We start from the raw sequence: 16,335 nt of genomic DNA, 5'->3' as shown, positions 1-16,335 counted from the left end.
CGGACCTCAGCGGGTGATGAACGTCGCCCCGTCCGCGAGCCGGACCGCCGCCGCGGCCGCGCCGACCAGCTCGGTGGTGGTGCTGTGCACGACCACCAGGCGCGGCAGGACCGGCACCCGCCCCTGCAGCCGGCTCTCGATCGCGGCCGGCAGCTCGCCCCCGCTCTCCCAGAACAGCCGCCCGCCGAGGGCGATCAGCTCCGGCGCCAGCACCGTGCTCAGGTTGGCCACCAGCAGCGCCAGGTCGTCGGTGAGCTCGCCGATCAGCCGCACCGCCGCCGGATCGCCCTCGCGCCCCAGCCGGAACAGCCCCGCCACCCGCTCGGCCGGGGTGCCGGACACCGTCAGACCGGCCTCGGTGATCCGCCGGTCCACCGCGTGGTCGCCGATCCTCGCCTGGGTGTCGCCGGTCCGCCCGAGCGGCCGGTCCAGCGCCGCGTGCCCGGCCATCAGGTGGCCCAGCGCCCCGGCCGCGCCCAGCCGGCCGCGGTGCAGCCGGCCGTCCAGCACGATCCCGGCGCCGACCTCGATGCCCACCACGACGGCCGCCAGGTCGCCCACCCCGGCCGCGGCGGGCGACTCCCGCACGGCCAGCGCGACCAGGTTGACGTTGCTCTCGACCGCCACCGGGACGCCGTAGCGCTCCTGGAGCAGCACCCCCAGCCGCAGCCCGGGCCAGTCCAGCGCGGGCGCGAACTCGACCAGCCCGGTGCGGTCCCGGACCACCCCGGGCACGCCCACGACGAGGGCGCGGGGGGCGCCCGCGTGCCGCCCGGCCCAGTCCCGCAGGCCGTCCACCAGCGCGAGCAGCGGGCCGGTCAGCTCGTCGGCGGCGATCTCCCGCGGCCGGTCCGGGCCGGGGAACGCCCAGTGGTGCTCGGCCTCGTGCAGCACCGTGCCGTCCAGCGCGGCGACCACGCCGACGATCCGGCGCGGGCGCACCGCGATCGCCAGCACGGTCTGCGCGCGGGCGTTGTACCGGATCAGCTGCGGCGGCCGGCCGCCGCCGGACGGCGCCCGCTCCGTCTCCACCTCCACCAGCCCCTCGGCCCGCAGCACCTCCACCAGCCGGTGCACGGTCGCGGTGCTCAGCCCGCTCTCGGCGGCCAGCCGCTGCCGGGACAGCGTGCCGTGCCGCCGCAGCACCTCCAGCAGGACGGTCTGGTTCACCTGGGCGACGGTCTGCGTCGTGGCGGTGGCGGGGGTACGGCTCGGGGGCATCGCGCGCTCCTCGGACCGGGCCGGGCCCGGACGGTCAGGACTTTGTCTCAGCTTGAATATATCCTTGGCCCGGCCCGCTCCGCCCTCCTCGCCCGCGCGGGTCGCCGTGCCCGCCCTGCCCTGCCCGCCCTGCCCTGCCCGGGGCGCCCGACGAACGACGGAGCCGCCGTGCCGCTCGCCCTCTCCACGCTCGGCCTCCCCGGGCTCCCGCTGGCCGGGGCCGCCCGGCTCGCCGCCGAGCACGGCTGGGACGGGCTCGAACTGCGCTGCGCCGAGGGCGAGTCCGTCCACCCGGCGATGACCCCGGGGGAGCGCCGCAGCGCCGCCCGCGTCCTGCGCGCCCACGGCCTCACCCCGCTCGCGCTCGCCTCCTACGTCGGCGTCGCCGCCCCCGGGCCGGACCGCCCGGTGACCGACGCGCTCCGCACCCACCTGCGGCTCGCCGCCGACCTGGGCGCGGCCGGCCTGCGGGTCTTCCCGCGCGGCGGCGACGGCCCGCGCACCGAGGCCGACGACCGGGCCGTCCGGCGGCTCGCGGAGGTCGCGGAGGAGGCCCGGCGGCTGGGCGTGCGGGTCCTCGTCGAGACCCACGACTCCCACCGGGGCGGCCGGGCGGTGGCCGGGCTGCTGGCCCGGGTCGCCCACCCGGCCGTCGGCGCCCTGTGGGACCTGATGCACACCCACCTGGCCGGCGAGACCCCGGCCGGGACCCACGCGGCGCTCGCCCCGTACCTCGGCCACGTCCAGGTCAAGGACATCGCCGGCCCGCACGACCGCACCCCGCTCCCGCTGGGCGCCGGCGTCCTGCCGATCGCCGACTGCCTGCGCCTGCTGCCGCCCGACACCTGGGTCTGCTGGGAGTACGAGGCGCCCTGGCACCCGGCGGCCGCCCCGCTGCCGCCGCTGCTCCCCGCGGGCGCGGCCTTCCTCGCCGCCCTGCACCGCCCGTCGGGCTGAGCACCCCGCCCGCCGGGGCACACGGGTGCGGGGCGCCGGCCAGGCCGACGCCCCACACCCGCGGCACCGCGGCCGCTCAGCTGTGCATCACGTCGTACTTCGAGGCCTCGACGAACTGCGGGGCCCACTTCTGCTTCAGGCGCAGGCAGTACCGGTTGAGCAGATCGGCGAACGGCCCCATCGGGCGGCGGAAGTCGACGATCACGATGACCCTGGGCTCGTCGCTGTGGTTCTCCACCTCGTGCTCGAACGAGACGTCCAGGACGGTTCCCTCGCCCTCCCGCCAGGTGTAGTAGTCGCGGTCGAGCCTGATCCGCGGCGGGTTGTCCTTCGGGATCCGCAGGCCGAGGTGGTAGCGCAGCACACCGGCGTACGGGTCCCGGTGGGCCGGCAGGCCGACTCCCGGGTCCAGGATCGAGATGAACGCGTTGACCACGTTGGGCGTGGACATCGCGAAGTCGAGCAGCGCCGGGCAGTCCTTCCTGGCCAGCTCGTTGGGCCGGCCGTACATGTAGGCGTAGTAGAGGCGCCAGTCCTCCGAGACCTGGGCCGCGCGCACGGGGTCGAAGGTCCCGTAGGTCGGGATGCTCGTGCGGCTCAGGAGCGCGTCCACCTCCGCCCGGACGGCGGGGTAGACGGCCTCCAGGGCGCGTACCTCGGGAAAGACCGTGCGCGGGGGGATGATCCGCGGGCGGCCCTCGCCGCCCGCACCGCGCAGGAAGATCCAGTTGGTGACGGCCCGAAAACGCGGGTGGTTGACGCTGGGTGAGCCTTTCATCGTCCGCTCCCGATTCCGTGTGTCCTGAGACGTGTCATGAGTCGATGGCGATGGCTTTGTGGGGTGGCGGCGTGGTGAACCCGGCGATGTACCGGCCGGCTCCGAGCACCGCCACCAGGACGATCCAGCCCGCGACCGGCGCGGCGGTGACCAGGCCGGCGACGAGCAGCGGGCCGGCCGCGCCCTGGGTGGTCTCGCCGAGGACGCAGGCGCTCTGGTAGAAGCCGTGCTCGTCGGCCGCCGCGAGCACGGCGGACAGGCCCCACTCGCCCGCGGCCTCCAGCAGTTCGCCGCCGGTCAGCGCGATCGTGGCCGCGACGAGCAGGACGACCTGCCAGCCGGTCGGCGCGAACCGGACCAGGCCGAGCAGCAGGCAGCAACCCGCGGTCCACACCGCGGAGTTCCGGAAGCAGCGCAGCGCTCCCTCGCGCGTCGCCGCGCGCCTGCTCACGGCCAGCTGACCGCCCACGGCGATCAGCGAGTTGAGCATCACCAGCCAGCCCAGCACGGACACCGGCACCGAGGCGTGCCGGGTGACCCAGAGCGGCAGCACGGTGCTGAGCAGCGTCGTGTGGACCGTCAGGATCCCCGTCGCCGCGGCCAGTGCGCCGCCGGTGCGCAGACTCCGCGCGCCGACCACCCCCGGTGCGCGGACGGAGGGGGAGCCGCGCCGGCCGGCGCCGAGCGAGGTGGTGGCGAAGCACGCCGCCATGACGAGGTAGCCGCCGCCGATCAGCAGGTAGGCGGTCTCGTAGGCGGACGGCGAACGGGAGGCCAGCAGCCGTACGGAGCACAGCGCGCCGAGGGCGAACCCGATGTTGGTGACGGTGCGCGCCCAGGCGAGCGCCTTGACGCTGTCGCCTCCGGCGCCGGCCAGCATCGCGCGGCGGACCACGTTGCCCGCGCTGTCGAAGCCCCCGGCCACGCAGAGCACGAGCAGCAGGGCCCACGGCGTGTGGACCCGGGCCGAGAGCGGGACCAGCAGCGCCGCGCAGACGGCGGCGACGCTGCCGACGGCGCGGCCCCGGCCCCGGTCGACGAGCAGGCCGGTCGGGACCGCCACCGCCGCCGAGGCCGCCCCCCAGAGCGTCAGGCCGGCCGTCGCGAGCAGCGGCGTCAGCCCGACGATCTGCAGCAGGTAGACCATCACGGTGGCGAGGAAGGCCCCCTTGCCGACGGACAGCACGAGCGTGGCCGACAGCAGCGCACCGGTCCGCTCGGGCGGCCTGACCCGGGCCGCCGCCGCTACGCGGGCGAGCACAGCCCGCCCCGGGAGGCCTGCCAGGTACGGGCCGTGCCGTCCGGCTGCCCGAAGGTGAACCGCAGCGGGGCCAGGCAGCGGTCCAGGGCCCGGAGCATCGCCGCGTGGTCCGCCGCGCCGCCGCGCAGGAAGTCCAGCCGCATCGTCATCACGCTCGGTTCGAGTTCGCTGCCCACCGGCACCCGGGTGACGTAGTCGACGAGGCCCGGCTCCCGTTCGGCCTCCCGCACCCCGTCCACCCGGCGGAGCGCGCCGCCGGCCAGCGGCGGCAGGTTCCAGTACTGGAAGGCGATGTCCCCGGGGGCGGGTGCCGACGGTTCGACCGGCTGTCCGCAGGCCACCGCGATGCCCAGCTCCAGCAGGTCCAGGCCGGTGGTCCGCCGGTGCAGGTCGGCGATGAAGGCGCCGAGCCGCCCGTTGACCTCGATGATCCGCGGGCCCCGCGCGGTGAGCTTGATCTCGGTGTGCACCAGGCCCCGCCGGATGCCGAGGGCGCGGGCCGCCTCGGTGGCCAGCCGGGCCACCTCGCCGCTCTCGGCGGGGGACAGCTGGGAGGGGAAGAACTGGCCCTGCTCGCGGAACGGGTCGAGCAGCGGGAACTTGCCGGTGACGCCGAGCGTGTGGACCGCGTCGTCGGCGACGAGCGACTCCACGGACACGTAGTCGCCGAAGTCGCCCTCGTCCCGGCCGCGCAGGTACTCCTCGACCACGAACGGGCGCTCGGCGGTGGGCGTCAGCTCCGCGGGGTAGCCCTCGGCGTCCGCCACCAGGTGGGTGTCGCGGCTGCTGTGGCTGTGGACCGGCTTGACGACCACCGGACCGGCCAGCTCCCGTACCGCCGCCAGGGCCTCCTCCCGGCTCGTCACCGGGATCGACCGGACGGCGTCCACACCGGCCCGCGCCAGCCGTCCGCGCTGCGCCCGCTTGTCGGTGAGCACGGTGACCGTCTCGGCCTCGTGGAACAGCAGCCCCAGCCCGTCGCCGAGCCGCGCGGTCAGCGGGACCAGCGGCTCGCTGAACGTGGTGATGCCGCAGGGCCGGTGGGGACGCAGCAGGGCCAGCGCCGGCTCCGGCGCGTCGGGCTCGCACTCGACGACCGGCCCGAAACCCTCGTACGCCGCCCGCTCCGGCGCCCCCAGGGCACCGGCGACGGCCACGAAGACCGGGCGGAGGCCGCGGGCCCGGACCGCCGCGGCGATGGCGGCGGGGCCGACGGCCGCGCCCGGGACGACAGCGACGACGACGGTGCTCATCTCTCACCTGACTCTGTGTCGGACAACCGGTAGACCTGGTCCTTGAGCTCCTCGATGCGCCGGTGGTCGCGGTGGATCGCGTCCGCGGTCCCGGCGCACTGGAAGATCCTGAGCGTGCTGGAGTAGAGGTCGACGGTCGGCCGGATCCGGTCCCCGGGCCCGAGCTTCAGGTTCAGGCCGAACACGCTCTCCAGCCCGGCGATCCGCCGCACCGCCCGCTCGTCGACGCTCTCGACCACGCCCGACAGCGTGGTGGAGGTCGTGCAGCAGACGGCCTCCTCGAACTTGTGGTAGCCGCGGCCCGCGTACTCGGCGGCGAACCGTTCGGGCCGCAGGTACGCGAGCGCGCTGAGCGTCGCCTGGTTGGCGCCGGTGCAGCGGTCGTGGAACCCGGGGTGCATGTTCCCGGCGATCCGCGAGCCGACCTCCACCAGCGCCGGCCCGTCGGCGGTGACGATCACCTCGGCGTGGCTCGGCCCGTGGCGGACCCCCAGCGCGGCGAGCGCCCGGTCCACGTAGTCGGTCAGCTCGGCCGCCGGCGGCTCGGCCGGCGACAGCAGGCGCTCGCGGTCGTAGATGTTGCGGCCCGAGGGCAGCAGGCGCTTCTGGTACTCCCACACGCCGCACACGTAGCGCCGGCCCTCGTGGGAGACCATGTCGACGACGTACTCCGTCCCCTCCAGGTAGGACTGGACGAGCGCCTCGCGGTTGGGCGAGCCGTAGATCGTCTCGGTGTCCAGGACGGCCTTCGCCGCGGACCGCACCTGCTCGGCGTCGGCGCAGACGACGACCCCGTCGCCGGCGGCGGAGTCGAGCGGCTTGACGACCACCGGATAACGCCCGGCGCGCTGCGCCCAGTCCACCAGGGCCTGCGGGTCGCCGCTCTTGAACTGGTCGGCGCAGTGCAGGCCGGCGGCGCGGAGCACCTCGATCATCCGGTACTTGTTCCGACGGGCCTCGGAGAGCTCCGTCCCGTTGGTCGCCAGGCCCAGCCGCTCCGACAGCCGGTCCGCGAGCAGCACGCCCGGCTCCTGTCCGGCGAGCACGCACACCGGTGCGTACCGCGCCAGCTCCGCCACCGTCCGGTCGAGGTCCTCGTGGACGATGTTCGCCCGGTAGACGGTCAGGTCCGGGGCGGGCATGGAGGGCATCAGCCCGGGGGTGCTCTGGACGTGCACCAGGTCCGCACCCAGGGCGGTGAACTCCGGTGGCAGGTAGCCGCCGGAGGTGTAGGCGTCGACCAGTACGGCGACCGGCCTGAGCTGTGACAACGTTCCTCCTCGTCATGTCGGTCGGACGGAGCCCGCCGGGCGGACGGCCTCAGCGCGGAAGCCTCCGCGGGGTGCTCCTCCGGGGGGTGCGGGGCGCTCAGACCTTCTGACGGGTGGGGCGGAGCCGGATGTCGTCGAGGTGCACGTGGGTCGGGCGGCCGACCGCGAACTCGACGACCGACGCGACGTCCTCCGGGGTCAGCAGCGGCCCGCTCTCGGCGGCGACCGCCTCGAACCACGCGCTGTCGTAGCCGGCGGCGTCCTGGAAGCCCGAGCGGACGAAACCGGGTTCGATCAGGGTCACCCGGACGTTGTGGGCGCAGACCTCCTGGCGCAGCGCCTCGACCAGCGAGTGGACGGCGAACTTGGTCGACCCGTACACCGGGTTCGCGGCCGAGACCTGCCGTCCGACGGTCGAGCCGATGACCACGATGTCGCGGACCCGCCGCCCCCCGTCCAGCTCCGCCTGCCGCACGAACTCGGCCGCGGCGTCACGGAGCTGGTGGAGGACGGCGAGGACGTTGACCTCGATCAGCCGCTCCCAGCGGGTGGGGTCCGAGCCGAGCACGGTGCCCGGCAGGCCGTGGCCGGCGCAGGCGACGAAGATGCTCGCCGCCTCCCACTCCGCCGCGGCCGCGGCCAGCAGCTCCCGCGCGTGCCCGGGCGTCGTCACGTCGCCCGGGAAGGGCCGGACCGCCCCCGGGGCCTGGTCCGACTCGGCCGCCAGGTCGGCGAGCCTCCTGCCGTCGCGGCCGGTGGCCAGCACCCGCACGCCCTGCCGGGCGAAGCGCGCGGCGATCGCGCGCCCGATTCCGGAGGAGGCCCCGGTGACCACGGCGACCCGCTTCTCGTCCATGCCTGTTCCCTGTCTGTCGTCCATGTCGGTTACCTGGTGCCCGCGGAGGGGAGTTCGCCCTGCTGCCCGAGGCCGGTGAAGAAGGCGTGCAGCCAGGAGCCCGTCACCTCGGGGAACTCCACCCCCAGCCGGGCCAGCAGCCGCCGGGTGCGGGTGTGGTCGTACCGCACGTTGCGGTCCGGTCGGCCGGCCCAGAAGTGCGCGAGCGAGAGCTGCTCCCCGCCGTCGCCGAGGTAGCGGCCGAACAGCTCCGCGAAGCCTTCCGCCCCGTCCTCGGCCAGGGCGTACCCCTGGTCGCGCAGGACCGTGAAGAGCCGCTCGTAGGACACCTCGTGGTGGGTGTCGAGGTGGAAGGTGCCGCCCCGCACCCGCGCGCTGCGCGAGATCTCCAGGATGCCCCGCGCCACCACGTCCACCGGGCTCAGCGCGAGGGTCAGGGCGCCGACCCGGGGCACCCGGCCGATCCGCACCGACGCCCGCAGCAGCTGGACCAGCCGGTTGTCGCCGCCGTTGCGCTGGAAGCGGCCGGACACCGAGTGGCCGCTGACGTTGCCGGAGCGGTAGACGAACGCGTTGCCGCCCTGGGTGGCGAAGCCCTGCACGAGGCGCTCGGCGTCGTACTTGCTGCGCTCGTACTCGTTGAGGAACTCCTGGCCGATGTCCAGGCTGTCCTCCGAGAAGACGGCCGGATCGCCCGGCGCGCCGGCGCCGCAGACCGCGAGCGTCGAGACGTAGTGCAGGTCCTTGGGCCGGCCGGTGGTCGCCAGCCGGATCATCGCCCGCACCGGCGCGGTGTTCTGCCGGTCGAAGGACTCGCGGTCGCCGAACAGCCTGGTGTCGGCGGCCAGGTGGTAGAGCGCCTCCGCCTCGTGGCACAGCCGTCGGTAGTCCGGCTCGGCGAGGCCGAAGTCCGGCTCGGCGAGGTCGCCGGCCAGCACGGTGAGCCGGTCGGCGTACCGGTCGAGGCGACCGTCCGGGACGTACCAGGCGTAGGCGTCCGCCAGGCGCTCGGCGGGTGTCCGGCCCTCCTTCGCGCGCACCAGGCAGACCACCTTCGACCGGGTGCGGGTCAGCAGGAGGTCGAGCAGGTGCGCGCCGATGAAACCGGTCGCGCCGGTGAGCAGGACGGTGCCGTACTCGCGGACGGACCCGGCGGGCGGCTCGCACTCCAGGGCGCCCGGCACCTGGGCGAGGAGCCCGGTGCTCGATCCCGACTCCAGCACGAACCGGCCGTCGGCGGGCGGGAGCCCCGCGCCGCGCAGCAGGTGGTCGCGGGTGGCGCGGGCCAGGTCGAGCATCCGCTCGGGGTCGTGGCGCGCGGGCGTGTAGGAGAGGTCGGCCACCAGCTGCCCGTCGTGGACGCGCGCCGTGAGCTTGAGGCCGTAGCCGCGGTCGTTCTCCGGGCCGCGGACCGGCCCCACCGGGTGGCGCGAGGGCCGCAGGTGCAGGTCGTCGCCGAAGGGCAGGGCGAACGGGCCGAGGTAGTTGAAGCAGACGTCGGCCCGCTGCGGCTGCTCGTGCAGGCCGTAGGCGACCCCGAGGGCGGGCACCTCGGCCAGGGCCGCCGCCGCGGACTTGCCGGTGGCGGCGAGGTCCCCGGCGACGGTGCGCACGCTGACGGGGAACGTCGAGGTGAACCAGCCCACCACGCGGGAGACTTCGAGCGTCTCGTCGAAGCAGATCCGGCCGTGGCTCTCCACGTCCGCGACGAGTTCGTCCGTGCCGAGCTGCTCGGTGAGCGCCTGGGCGAAGGCGCCCAGCAGTGCCGCGTGGGCGGGGATGCCGGAGCGGGCCGCGGCCTCGGTCAGGGCGGCGCTCTGCGCGCGCGAGAGCCGGAACCAGAGGGCCTGGGCGTCGCCCTCGCGGTTGTCGCCGGGGGCGCCGGGCCGTGGCGCGACGGCGGGCAGCCGGGCCAGGGAGTCGAAGTGCGCGAGGTCCCCGCGCAGTTGCGCGGTCCGGTCGCGCAGGTGGGTGGCCCACTGGCCGAAGCCGGTCGGGCCGGGGGCGGTGGTGGGCTCGCCGCCGCGCAGCCGCTCGCTGTAGCAGCGGCTGAGGTCGCTGACGACGATGCGCCAGGAGACCGCGTCGATCGCCAGGTGGTGGCAGATCAGCAGCAGTTCGGCCCGGCCGTCGCCGAGGAAGAGGTGCACCTTGAAGAGGTTGCCGTCCGCGATGCGGATCTCCCGCTGGAGGGCGGCCGCGACGTCCCGGACGGTCCGGGCGGCCGGGCCGTCCTCCTCGGGCAGCCGGGACCAGCTGAACGCGTCGGCGGGATCGACGAGTTCGCGCCGCCGGCCGTCGGCTCCCGGACGGAACGCGGTGCGCAGCATGGGGTGCAGGCCCACCACGTCGGCGACCGCGGCGGCCAGCTCGGCCGGCCGCGGCGTGCTGTCGGTCTCCAGCAGCAGGGCCTGGTTCCACTGGTCGGGCTGGGCGAACTCCTGCCGGAAGAACCAGGTCTGGGCGGGGGAGAGCGCACGGTCGTCCGCTACGACCCGGGCGGCGGACGCGCGGCCGTGGTCGTCGCCCCCGCGGTCCTCCCGCAGCCGGGTGGCCAGGGCGGCCGCCGTCGGTTCGGCGAGGAAGGCCGCGGCCGACACCCGGTAGCCCTTGGCCTGGAGGTCCGCGATGACCTGGATGGCGTCGATCGAGCTGCCGCCGGCCTGGTCGAAGTCCTGGTCGACCGCGAAGTCGCCGTGGCCCAGGTGCCGTTGCCAGGAGGCGAGGACGTCGGCGAGCACCGGGTCGCCGCCGTCGGCGGCGGGGTCGGACGGGCGGGGCGTGCGCTCGGCGAGCCGTGCTTCGAGCAGCTCCCGGAGGGCGGCCTGGTCGGTCTTCCCGTTGGCGTTGCGCGGAAAGGCGTCGAAGGCCTCGATCCGGTCGGGGACCATGTGCGCGGGCAGCAGCTCCCGCAACTCCCGTCGCAGCGCGGCCGGTTGGACCGCCGCACGGCCGTCGGCGGCCGGCACCACGGCGGCGACCAGCATCGCCCGGTCCCTGGCGAGCAGGACGGCCACCGCGTCGGCGACCGCCGGGTGCCGGCGCAGGCCCGCCTCGACGTGGCCGAGTTCGATCCGGTACCCGCTGACCTTGACCTGCCGGTCGCCCCGGCCGAGGAACTCCAGTACGCCCCGGGAGTCGGCGCGCACCCGGTCGCCGGTGCGGTAGGCGCGTCCGAGGGCCGGGTCGAGCCGCGCGAGGTCGTCCGTGAAGGCCGCCGCGGTGGCCTGCGGGTCGTCCCGGTAGCCGAGCGCCACCGACGGGCCGGCGATGTACAACTCGCCCACCGCGTCCCGGTCGTGGAAGGTCCCGTCGTCGGCGCGGACGAGGAGCCGGGTGCGGCCCAGCGCGGTGCCGATGGGCACGGAGGCGCCGTCGAGGGCGTCGAGGTCGCTCGCGGCGGTCAGCCGGTGCGCGGCGACGCCCACCGTCGCCTCGGTGGGCCCGTAGTGGTTGACGAGGTTCCGGGTGACACCGGAGTCGAGGATCCGGCGGGCCAGCGGCAGCGCCAGCAACTCCCCGCCGAGCAGCAGGAAGCGCAGCCCGGGCCGGGTCGTCCCGTCCTGCCCGAAGGCCCGGAAGACCACGCTCCAGTGCGAGGGGGTGGTCTTCAGGACGTCCACCCGGTGGTCCTGGAGGTAGCGCAGGAGCGCCGCCGGGTCGCGCCGGGTGGCGTCGTCCACCAGGTGCAGCGTGCCGCCGGTCCACAGCGGGAGGAACAGGCAGGTGTTGCCGAGATCGGCGGCGAGCGTGGTGACGTGCGCGTAGGAGAGCGGTTCGGTGATGCCGAGCCGCTGGAGCAGGGACTCGGTGTAGTGCCGGATGTTGGCGTGCGAGACCTGCACGCCCTTGGGCACCCCGGTGGAGCCCGAGGTGTAGAGCACGTAGGCCGTGTCGTCGTCGGCGGGCCCGGGTTCCGTAGGCCCGCCGGCGGGGGCCGGCGGGGGCACGAGGCCGCCGCCGGCCTCGTGCCCGTCCGCCACCCGCAGTCCGGACCGGCGCAGCTCGCCGTGGTGGCGCGGCTCGGCGAGCACGAGGTCGGGGGCGGCGAGGGCGAGCCGGTTCGCCCCCTCGGCGACCGGCTCGGTGGGCTCGACGAGGGTGAAGGCCGCGCCGGCGCCGAGGACCGCCAGCTGGGCGACCACGGCGTCGGCCGTGCGGTCGAGATGGATGCCGACCAGACAGCCGCGACCGATGCCCGACGCCCGCAACAGGTCCGTCAGACGGTCCGCCCTGGAAGCGAGTCGGGCGTAGGTCAGACGTTCCCGACCCACGACGACGGCCGTTCGATGCGGGTGGGTTCGCGCGTGTGCGCGGACGAGCGCCGGGAGCATGCCGAAGTCCTCTCTGCGTGTCGACGGTCGATTCGAAGGCTGTGGCGGGAGCGGCGTCAGCTCCAGTAGACGAGCGGTTCCCTCGGGCCCTTGGTGGCGATGAACGCGGCCGCGCCGACCCGGTGTTCGTCCTCGCCGCTGGTCACCGCGTGCAGCATCCGGGGGCTGAAGATGATCAGGTCGCCGGCCTCGGGGTGGATCACGTGGACCGGGGGCTCCACGGAGTCGGGCTGCAGGCCCTCGACGTCGAGGATCGTCGCGGTCTCCTCCGGGGTCGGCTCGCGCAGCCAGAGGTGCAGGTCGCCGCCCTTCTTCGGGACCTGGAGGTAGACGTTGGCGACCAACTGGTTGAGCACGCCCGCGATTTCGGGGGCGTCGGTCTCCTGGTCGATCGCGTCGTTGTGCGGGTAGAACTTCGAGGTCGAGGGCTGGAAGACGCGGAAGGCGCCGACGAAGCAGGCCCGCTCGCGCAGCCGCAGCAGGTTGGCGCCGGCCGGCCACAGTTCCTGCAGCTCCAGGCGCACCCGGTCGATCGGCGAGAGGTACGGGTGGAACATCGAGCGGACGTCCTCGATGGCCGGCAGGGCGCTGTCGTGGTACTGCTTCGTCAGCTCGGCGTCCCACTTGGTGTCGATGTGCGGCATGTACACCCGTCCGACACTGCTGGTGTACTGCTTGTGGTAGTGCCCGAGCGCCTGGTGGTTGATCGCCTTCTGGGCGACCTGCTCGGCGATCTCGACGGGGTAGTAGCCGCGTACGTGGATCGCGCCGATCTCGCGCTCGGCCAGCTGGAGCAGGGTCCGGGCGGTGAGTTCGGTGGCGATCTCGTTCGTTGCCGACCTGACGACGTGCGCGGTGGCGGTCATGAGCGTGCTCCTGGGAAAGCGACGGGACAGGACTGTGCGCGCGCCTCCGGCGTTCAGCGGGGCGTTGGTGCGGTGGAGGCGTCGGAGGGGCCGCCGGCGGTGCCGTGACGCGTGAGCGGTACGGCGGACACGTCCGGCGGGGGTCTCGGCCGCGAGGACGCGTGGAGCGGCACGAGGAGTGGAACGGGCGGTCGGCCGCGGGGGCGTTCGGAGCCCTGGTTTCCGCCGCGTCCCTCCGTTCCGTGACACCGGGCCCCCGGTGTCAGCGCTCGATCACCGTACCCCAGACAATGTGACAGTACAATGTCATGTTGTCCGAAGGGGCTGTGATCAGCCACTGGTGACGGATGGTCAGCAGTTCACGGACGGGACCGGACGGCGGGCGGTGGCGTGCCCGGGCCGGCCGGTGCGTAAGGTGGGTCCGCCGATGATCGTCCGCATGCCGGGAGGCCTCATGACCAGCACGCCAGCCGCCGACGCCCCGCTCCCGGTCGGGGTGATCGGCCTCGGCGACATCGCCCAGAAGGCCTACCTGCCGGTGCTCACCGCGCTGCCCGGGCTGGACCTGCGGCTGATGACCCGGGACGCGGCCAAGCTCGACCGGCTCGGCGAGACCCACCGGATCGCCCCCGAGCACCGCTTCACCGACCTCGGCGCGCTGATCGGCAGCGGCATCCGCGCCGCCTTCGTGCACGCCGCCACCGACCAGCACGTCCCGATCGTCGAGCGGCTGCTCACCGCCGGGGTGGACGTCTACGTCGACAAGCCGCTCGACTACACCCTGGACGGCGCCCGCCGCCTGGTCGACCTCGCCGACCGCACCGGCCGCTCGCTGATGGTCGGCTTCAACCGCCGCTACGCGCCCGGCTACGCCCAGGCCAAGGAGCGCCCGCGCGACCTGATCGTGCTCCAGAAGAACCGCGAGGGCCTGGCCGAGGCGGCCCGCACCCTGGTGTTCGACGACTTCATCCACGTCGTGGACGTACTGCGGTTCCTGGCCCCCGGCGAGATCGAGCACGTGGACGTCCGCGCCCGCACCCGGGACGGGCTGGTCGAGCACGTGGTGCTCACCCTCGGCGGCGAGGGCTTCACCGCCCTCGGCATCATGAACCGGGTCTCCGGCTCCACCGAGGAGGTGCTGGAGGTCTCCGGCGGCGACTCCAAGCGCGAGGTGCACAACCTGGCCGAGGTGGTCGACCACCGCGGCCAGCCGACCGTCCGCCGCCGCGGCGACTGGGTGCCGGTGGCCCGTCAGCGCGGCATCGAGCAGTGCGTGCTCGCCTTCCTGGCGGCCGTCCGCGCCGGGCGCACCCTGGACGCCCACGACGCGCTGCGCACCCACGAGCTGTGCGAGCTGGTGGTGGAGCGGATCGAGGCTTCCTGGGAGTCCGCTGGGAGCGGGCTGTGAGAAACCCGGGCTGAGCGGCCATCACGTCACCTGCGGGGAACCGTCCGTTCACCGTCGGGGTCTTGTCGGGGCATTTTCTACGCGCGTATCTTGAGGGGCGCCGCGGGGGGCGGGAGACCGTCCTCCGCTTCTTCGCCACGCGAGCAGCGCGCGCCCGACGCGCGCCTCCGCCCGGACCGCCGTGCCACGACCGTGCCGCACGACGGAGCTAGGAGCCCTGCCCCGGTGACCACCGCCCCCGCCTCCCGCCCCCGCAGAACCCTGCTGCGCGCCGCCCTGATCCCGGCCACGCTGGCCGCCTCGCTGGTGCTCGTCCCGCTGCCGGTGGCGAACGCCGCCGCGCCCGCGACCCCGGCCCCGACCGAGGCCGGCCCGCTGCGGATCCACGACATCCAGGGCAGCACCCGGATATCCCCGCAGGCCGGCAAGCCCGTCACCGGAGTGCCCGGCATCGTCACCGGCGTGCGCGCGTACGGCAGCGTCAAGGGCTTCTGGCTCCAGGACCCGAACCCCGACGCCGACCCGGCCACCAGCGAGGGCATCTTCGTCTACACCGGCGGCAACCCGACCGTGCAGGTCGGCGACTCGGTGCTGGTGAGCGGCAAGGTCACCGAGTACTACCCGAACTACAGCGGCGGCTCGCAGTCCATCACCGAGATCACCGCCCCCGGCATCACCGTCCTGTCGGCCGGCAACCCGCTGCCCGCCCCGGTGGTCGTGGACACCCGCAACATCCCCGGCACCTACGCCCCGCCGGCCGGCCCGGACGGCTCCATCGACGGCGGCACGCTCCAGCCGGAGAAGTACACCCTCGACTTCTACGAGTCGCTGGAGGGCATGCTCGTCCAGGTCAAGGACGTCCGGGTGGTGCAGGCGACCGACAAGTACAACGAGCTGTGGGTCGCCGCCGACAAGCAGGACCAGCGCAGCAAGCGCGGCGGCCTGCTGTACGAGTCGTACAAGGAGCCCAACGTCGGCCGGCTGATGATCCAGCAGCAGGCCCCGGTGAACCAGCGGCCGTTCCCGGTCGCCAACGTCGGCGACGAGCTGACCGGCACCACCACCGGCCCGCTGGACTACAACAACTTCGGCGGCTACACCCTGGTCGCCGGCACCATGGGCACCCTGAAGGACAACCACCTCCAGCGCGAGGTCACCGCCCAGGCCGGCGACCGCGAACTCACCCTCGCCACCTACAACGTGGAGAACCTGGCCCCGGGCAACCCGGACGCCAAGTTCGCCGAGCTGGCCCAGGGCGTCGTCACCAACCTGCGCTCGCCCGACATCGTCGCCCTGGAGGAGATCCAGGACAACAACGGCAACAAGAACGACGGCACGGTGGACGCGAGCCAGACCGTCGCCAAGTTCATCGCCGCGATCAAGGCAGCCGGCGGCCCGTCCTACGACTGGCGCTCGGTCGACCCGCAGGACGGCAAGGACGGCGGCGAGCCCGGCGGCAACATCCGCCAGGTCTTCCTGTTCAACCCGCAGCGGGTGTCCTTCACCGACATCCCCGGCGGCAGCGCCACCACCGCCGTCGGCGTGACCGGCACCGGCGCGGGCACCGCGCTGACCGCCTCGCCCGGCCGGATCGAGCCGAACGACGAGGCCTGGACCAACAGCCGCAAGCCGCTGGTCGGCCAGTTCTCCTTCCGCGGCAAGAAGGTCTTCGTCATCGCCAACCACTTCAACAGCAAGGGCGGCGACCAGGGCATCGACAGCCGCTTCCAGCAGCCGACCCGCAGCTCCGAGGTGCAGCGGATCAAGCAGGCCACCGTCGAGCAGTCCTTCGTCGCCAAGCTGCTGGCCGCCGACAAGGAGGCCAAGGTCGTCTCCCTCGGCGACTTCAACGACTACCAGTTCTCGCCCGCGCTGGCCGCGCTCACCAAGGACGGCGTGCTGCGCGACCTGGTGAACGAGCTGCCGGAGACCGAGCAGTACTCGTACGTCTACCAGGGCAACTCGCAGGTGCTGGACCACATCCTGGTCAGCCCCGAGGTCGGCTACGCCAAGTACGACGTGGTGCACATCAACGCCGAGTTCGCCCAGCAGGCCAGCGACCACGACCCGCAGGTGGTCCGCATCAAGCCGTAGTCCGGGCACCGGTTACGCTGCCTCCGCCGCCGGTGA

Annotated in this window: 11 protein-coding genes; 3 read left to right on the top strand and 8 right to left on the bottom strand. The window is 74.3% G+C overall.

The window, feature by feature from the left end; translation table 11 throughout:
• Positions 1–6: 6 nt before the first annotated feature.
• Positions 7–1,221: an ROK family protein gene (locus ACFRQN_RS18675; protein ID WP_380741225.1), complete on the bottom strand. Its 1,215-nt coding sequence runs from the start codon at positions 1,219–1,221 to the stop codon at positions 7–9.
• 168 nt (positions 1,222–1,389) lie between these two features.
• Between ACFRQN_RS18675 and ACFRQN_RS18670 the strand changes: the two genes are divergently transcribed.
• The gene (locus ACFRQN_RS18670; RefSeq protein ID WP_380741224.1) at positions 1,390–2,178 is read left to right on the top strand and encodes a sugar phosphate isomerase/epimerase family protein; all 789 of its coding nucleotides are present in this window, start codon (positions 1,390–1,392) and stop codon (positions 2,176–2,178) included.
• Positions 2,179–2,254: 76 nt separating this feature from the next.
• Here ACFRQN_RS18670 and ACFRQN_RS18665 read toward each other — a convergent pair whose 3' ends face one another.
• The 7 genes from ACFRQN_RS18665 to ACFRQN_RS18635 all read right to left on the bottom strand — a co-directional run bounded on the left by ACFRQN_RS18665 (position 2,255) and on the right by ACFRQN_RS18635 (position 12,797).
• Positions 2,255–2,956: an aspartyl/asparaginyl beta-hydroxylase domain-containing protein gene (locus ACFRQN_RS18665; RefSeq protein WP_049650443.1), complete on the bottom strand. Its 702-nt coding sequence runs from the start codon at positions 2,954–2,956 to the stop codon at positions 2,255–2,257.
• Between the two features lie 34 nt (positions 2,957–2,990).
• Entirely contained in the window at positions 2,991–4,217 is a 1,227-nt protein-coding gene (locus tag ACFRQN_RS18660) for an MFS transporter (RefSeq protein ID WP_074003740.1), read from the bottom strand.
• Positions 4,202–5,470: an ATP-grasp domain-containing protein gene (locus ACFRQN_RS18655; protein ID WP_380741223.1), complete on the bottom strand. Its 1,269-nt coding sequence runs from the start codon at positions 5,468–5,470 to the stop codon at positions 4,202–4,204. Before ACFRQN_RS18655 ends, ACFRQN_RS18660 begins: the two co-directional genes overlap by 16 nt.
• Complete coding sequence (locus tag ACFRQN_RS18650; protein WP_049650440.1) at positions 5,467–6,741, bottom strand: ATP-grasp domain-containing protein; 1,275 nt, start codon at positions 6,739–6,741, stop codon at positions 5,467–5,469. Before ACFRQN_RS18650 ends, ACFRQN_RS18655 begins: the two co-directional genes overlap by 4 nt.
• Positions 6,742–6,838: 97 nt before the next feature.
• Positions 6,839–7,621, bottom strand: coding sequence for an SDR family oxidoreductase (locus tag ACFRQN_RS18645; RefSeq protein ID WP_234348280.1), 783 nt, complete (start codon positions 7,619–7,621; stop codon positions 6,839–6,841).
• Between the two features lie 5 nt (positions 7,622–7,626).
• A complete protein-coding gene (locus ACFRQN_RS18640) occupies positions 7,627–11,931 on the bottom strand; it encodes an amino acid adenylation domain-containing protein (protein WP_380741222.1) in 4,305 nt (1,434 codons plus the stop codon).
• Between the two features lie 56 nt (positions 11,932–11,987).
• Positions 11,988–12,797, bottom strand: coding sequence for a 2OG-Fe(II) oxygenase (locus ACFRQN_RS18635; RefSeq protein ID WP_117486672.1), 810 nt, complete (start codon positions 12,795–12,797; stop codon positions 11,988–11,990).
• Between the two features lie 454 nt (positions 12,798–13,251).
• Here ACFRQN_RS18635 and ACFRQN_RS18630 point away from each other — a divergent pair, with 454 nt between their 5' ends.
• Both ACFRQN_RS18630 and ACFRQN_RS18625 read left to right on the top strand, forming a co-directional pair.
• On the top strand, positions 13,252–14,205 hold the full coding sequence (locus tag ACFRQN_RS18630) for a Gfo/Idh/MocA family protein (protein ID WP_380741221.1): 954 nt from the start codon (positions 13,252–13,254) through the stop codon (positions 14,203–14,205).
• Between the two features lie 225 nt (positions 14,206–14,430).
• Positions 14,431–16,299: an endonuclease/exonuclease/phosphatase family protein gene (locus tag ACFRQN_RS18625; RefSeq protein WP_380741220.1), complete on the top strand. Its 1,869-nt coding sequence runs from the start codon at positions 14,431–14,433 to the stop codon at positions 16,297–16,299.
• Positions 16,300–16,335: the final 36 nt, after the last annotated feature.

The sequence above is a fragment of the Kitasatospora sp. NPDC056800 genome (assembly GCF_042789775.1).
Taxonomy (GTDB): domain Bacteria; phylum Actinomycetota; class Actinomycetes; order Streptomycetales; family Streptomycetaceae; genus Kitasatospora.
Note: the sequence above shows the minus strand (reverse complement) of the source record. Positions and strands in the feature narration are given on the sequence as shown.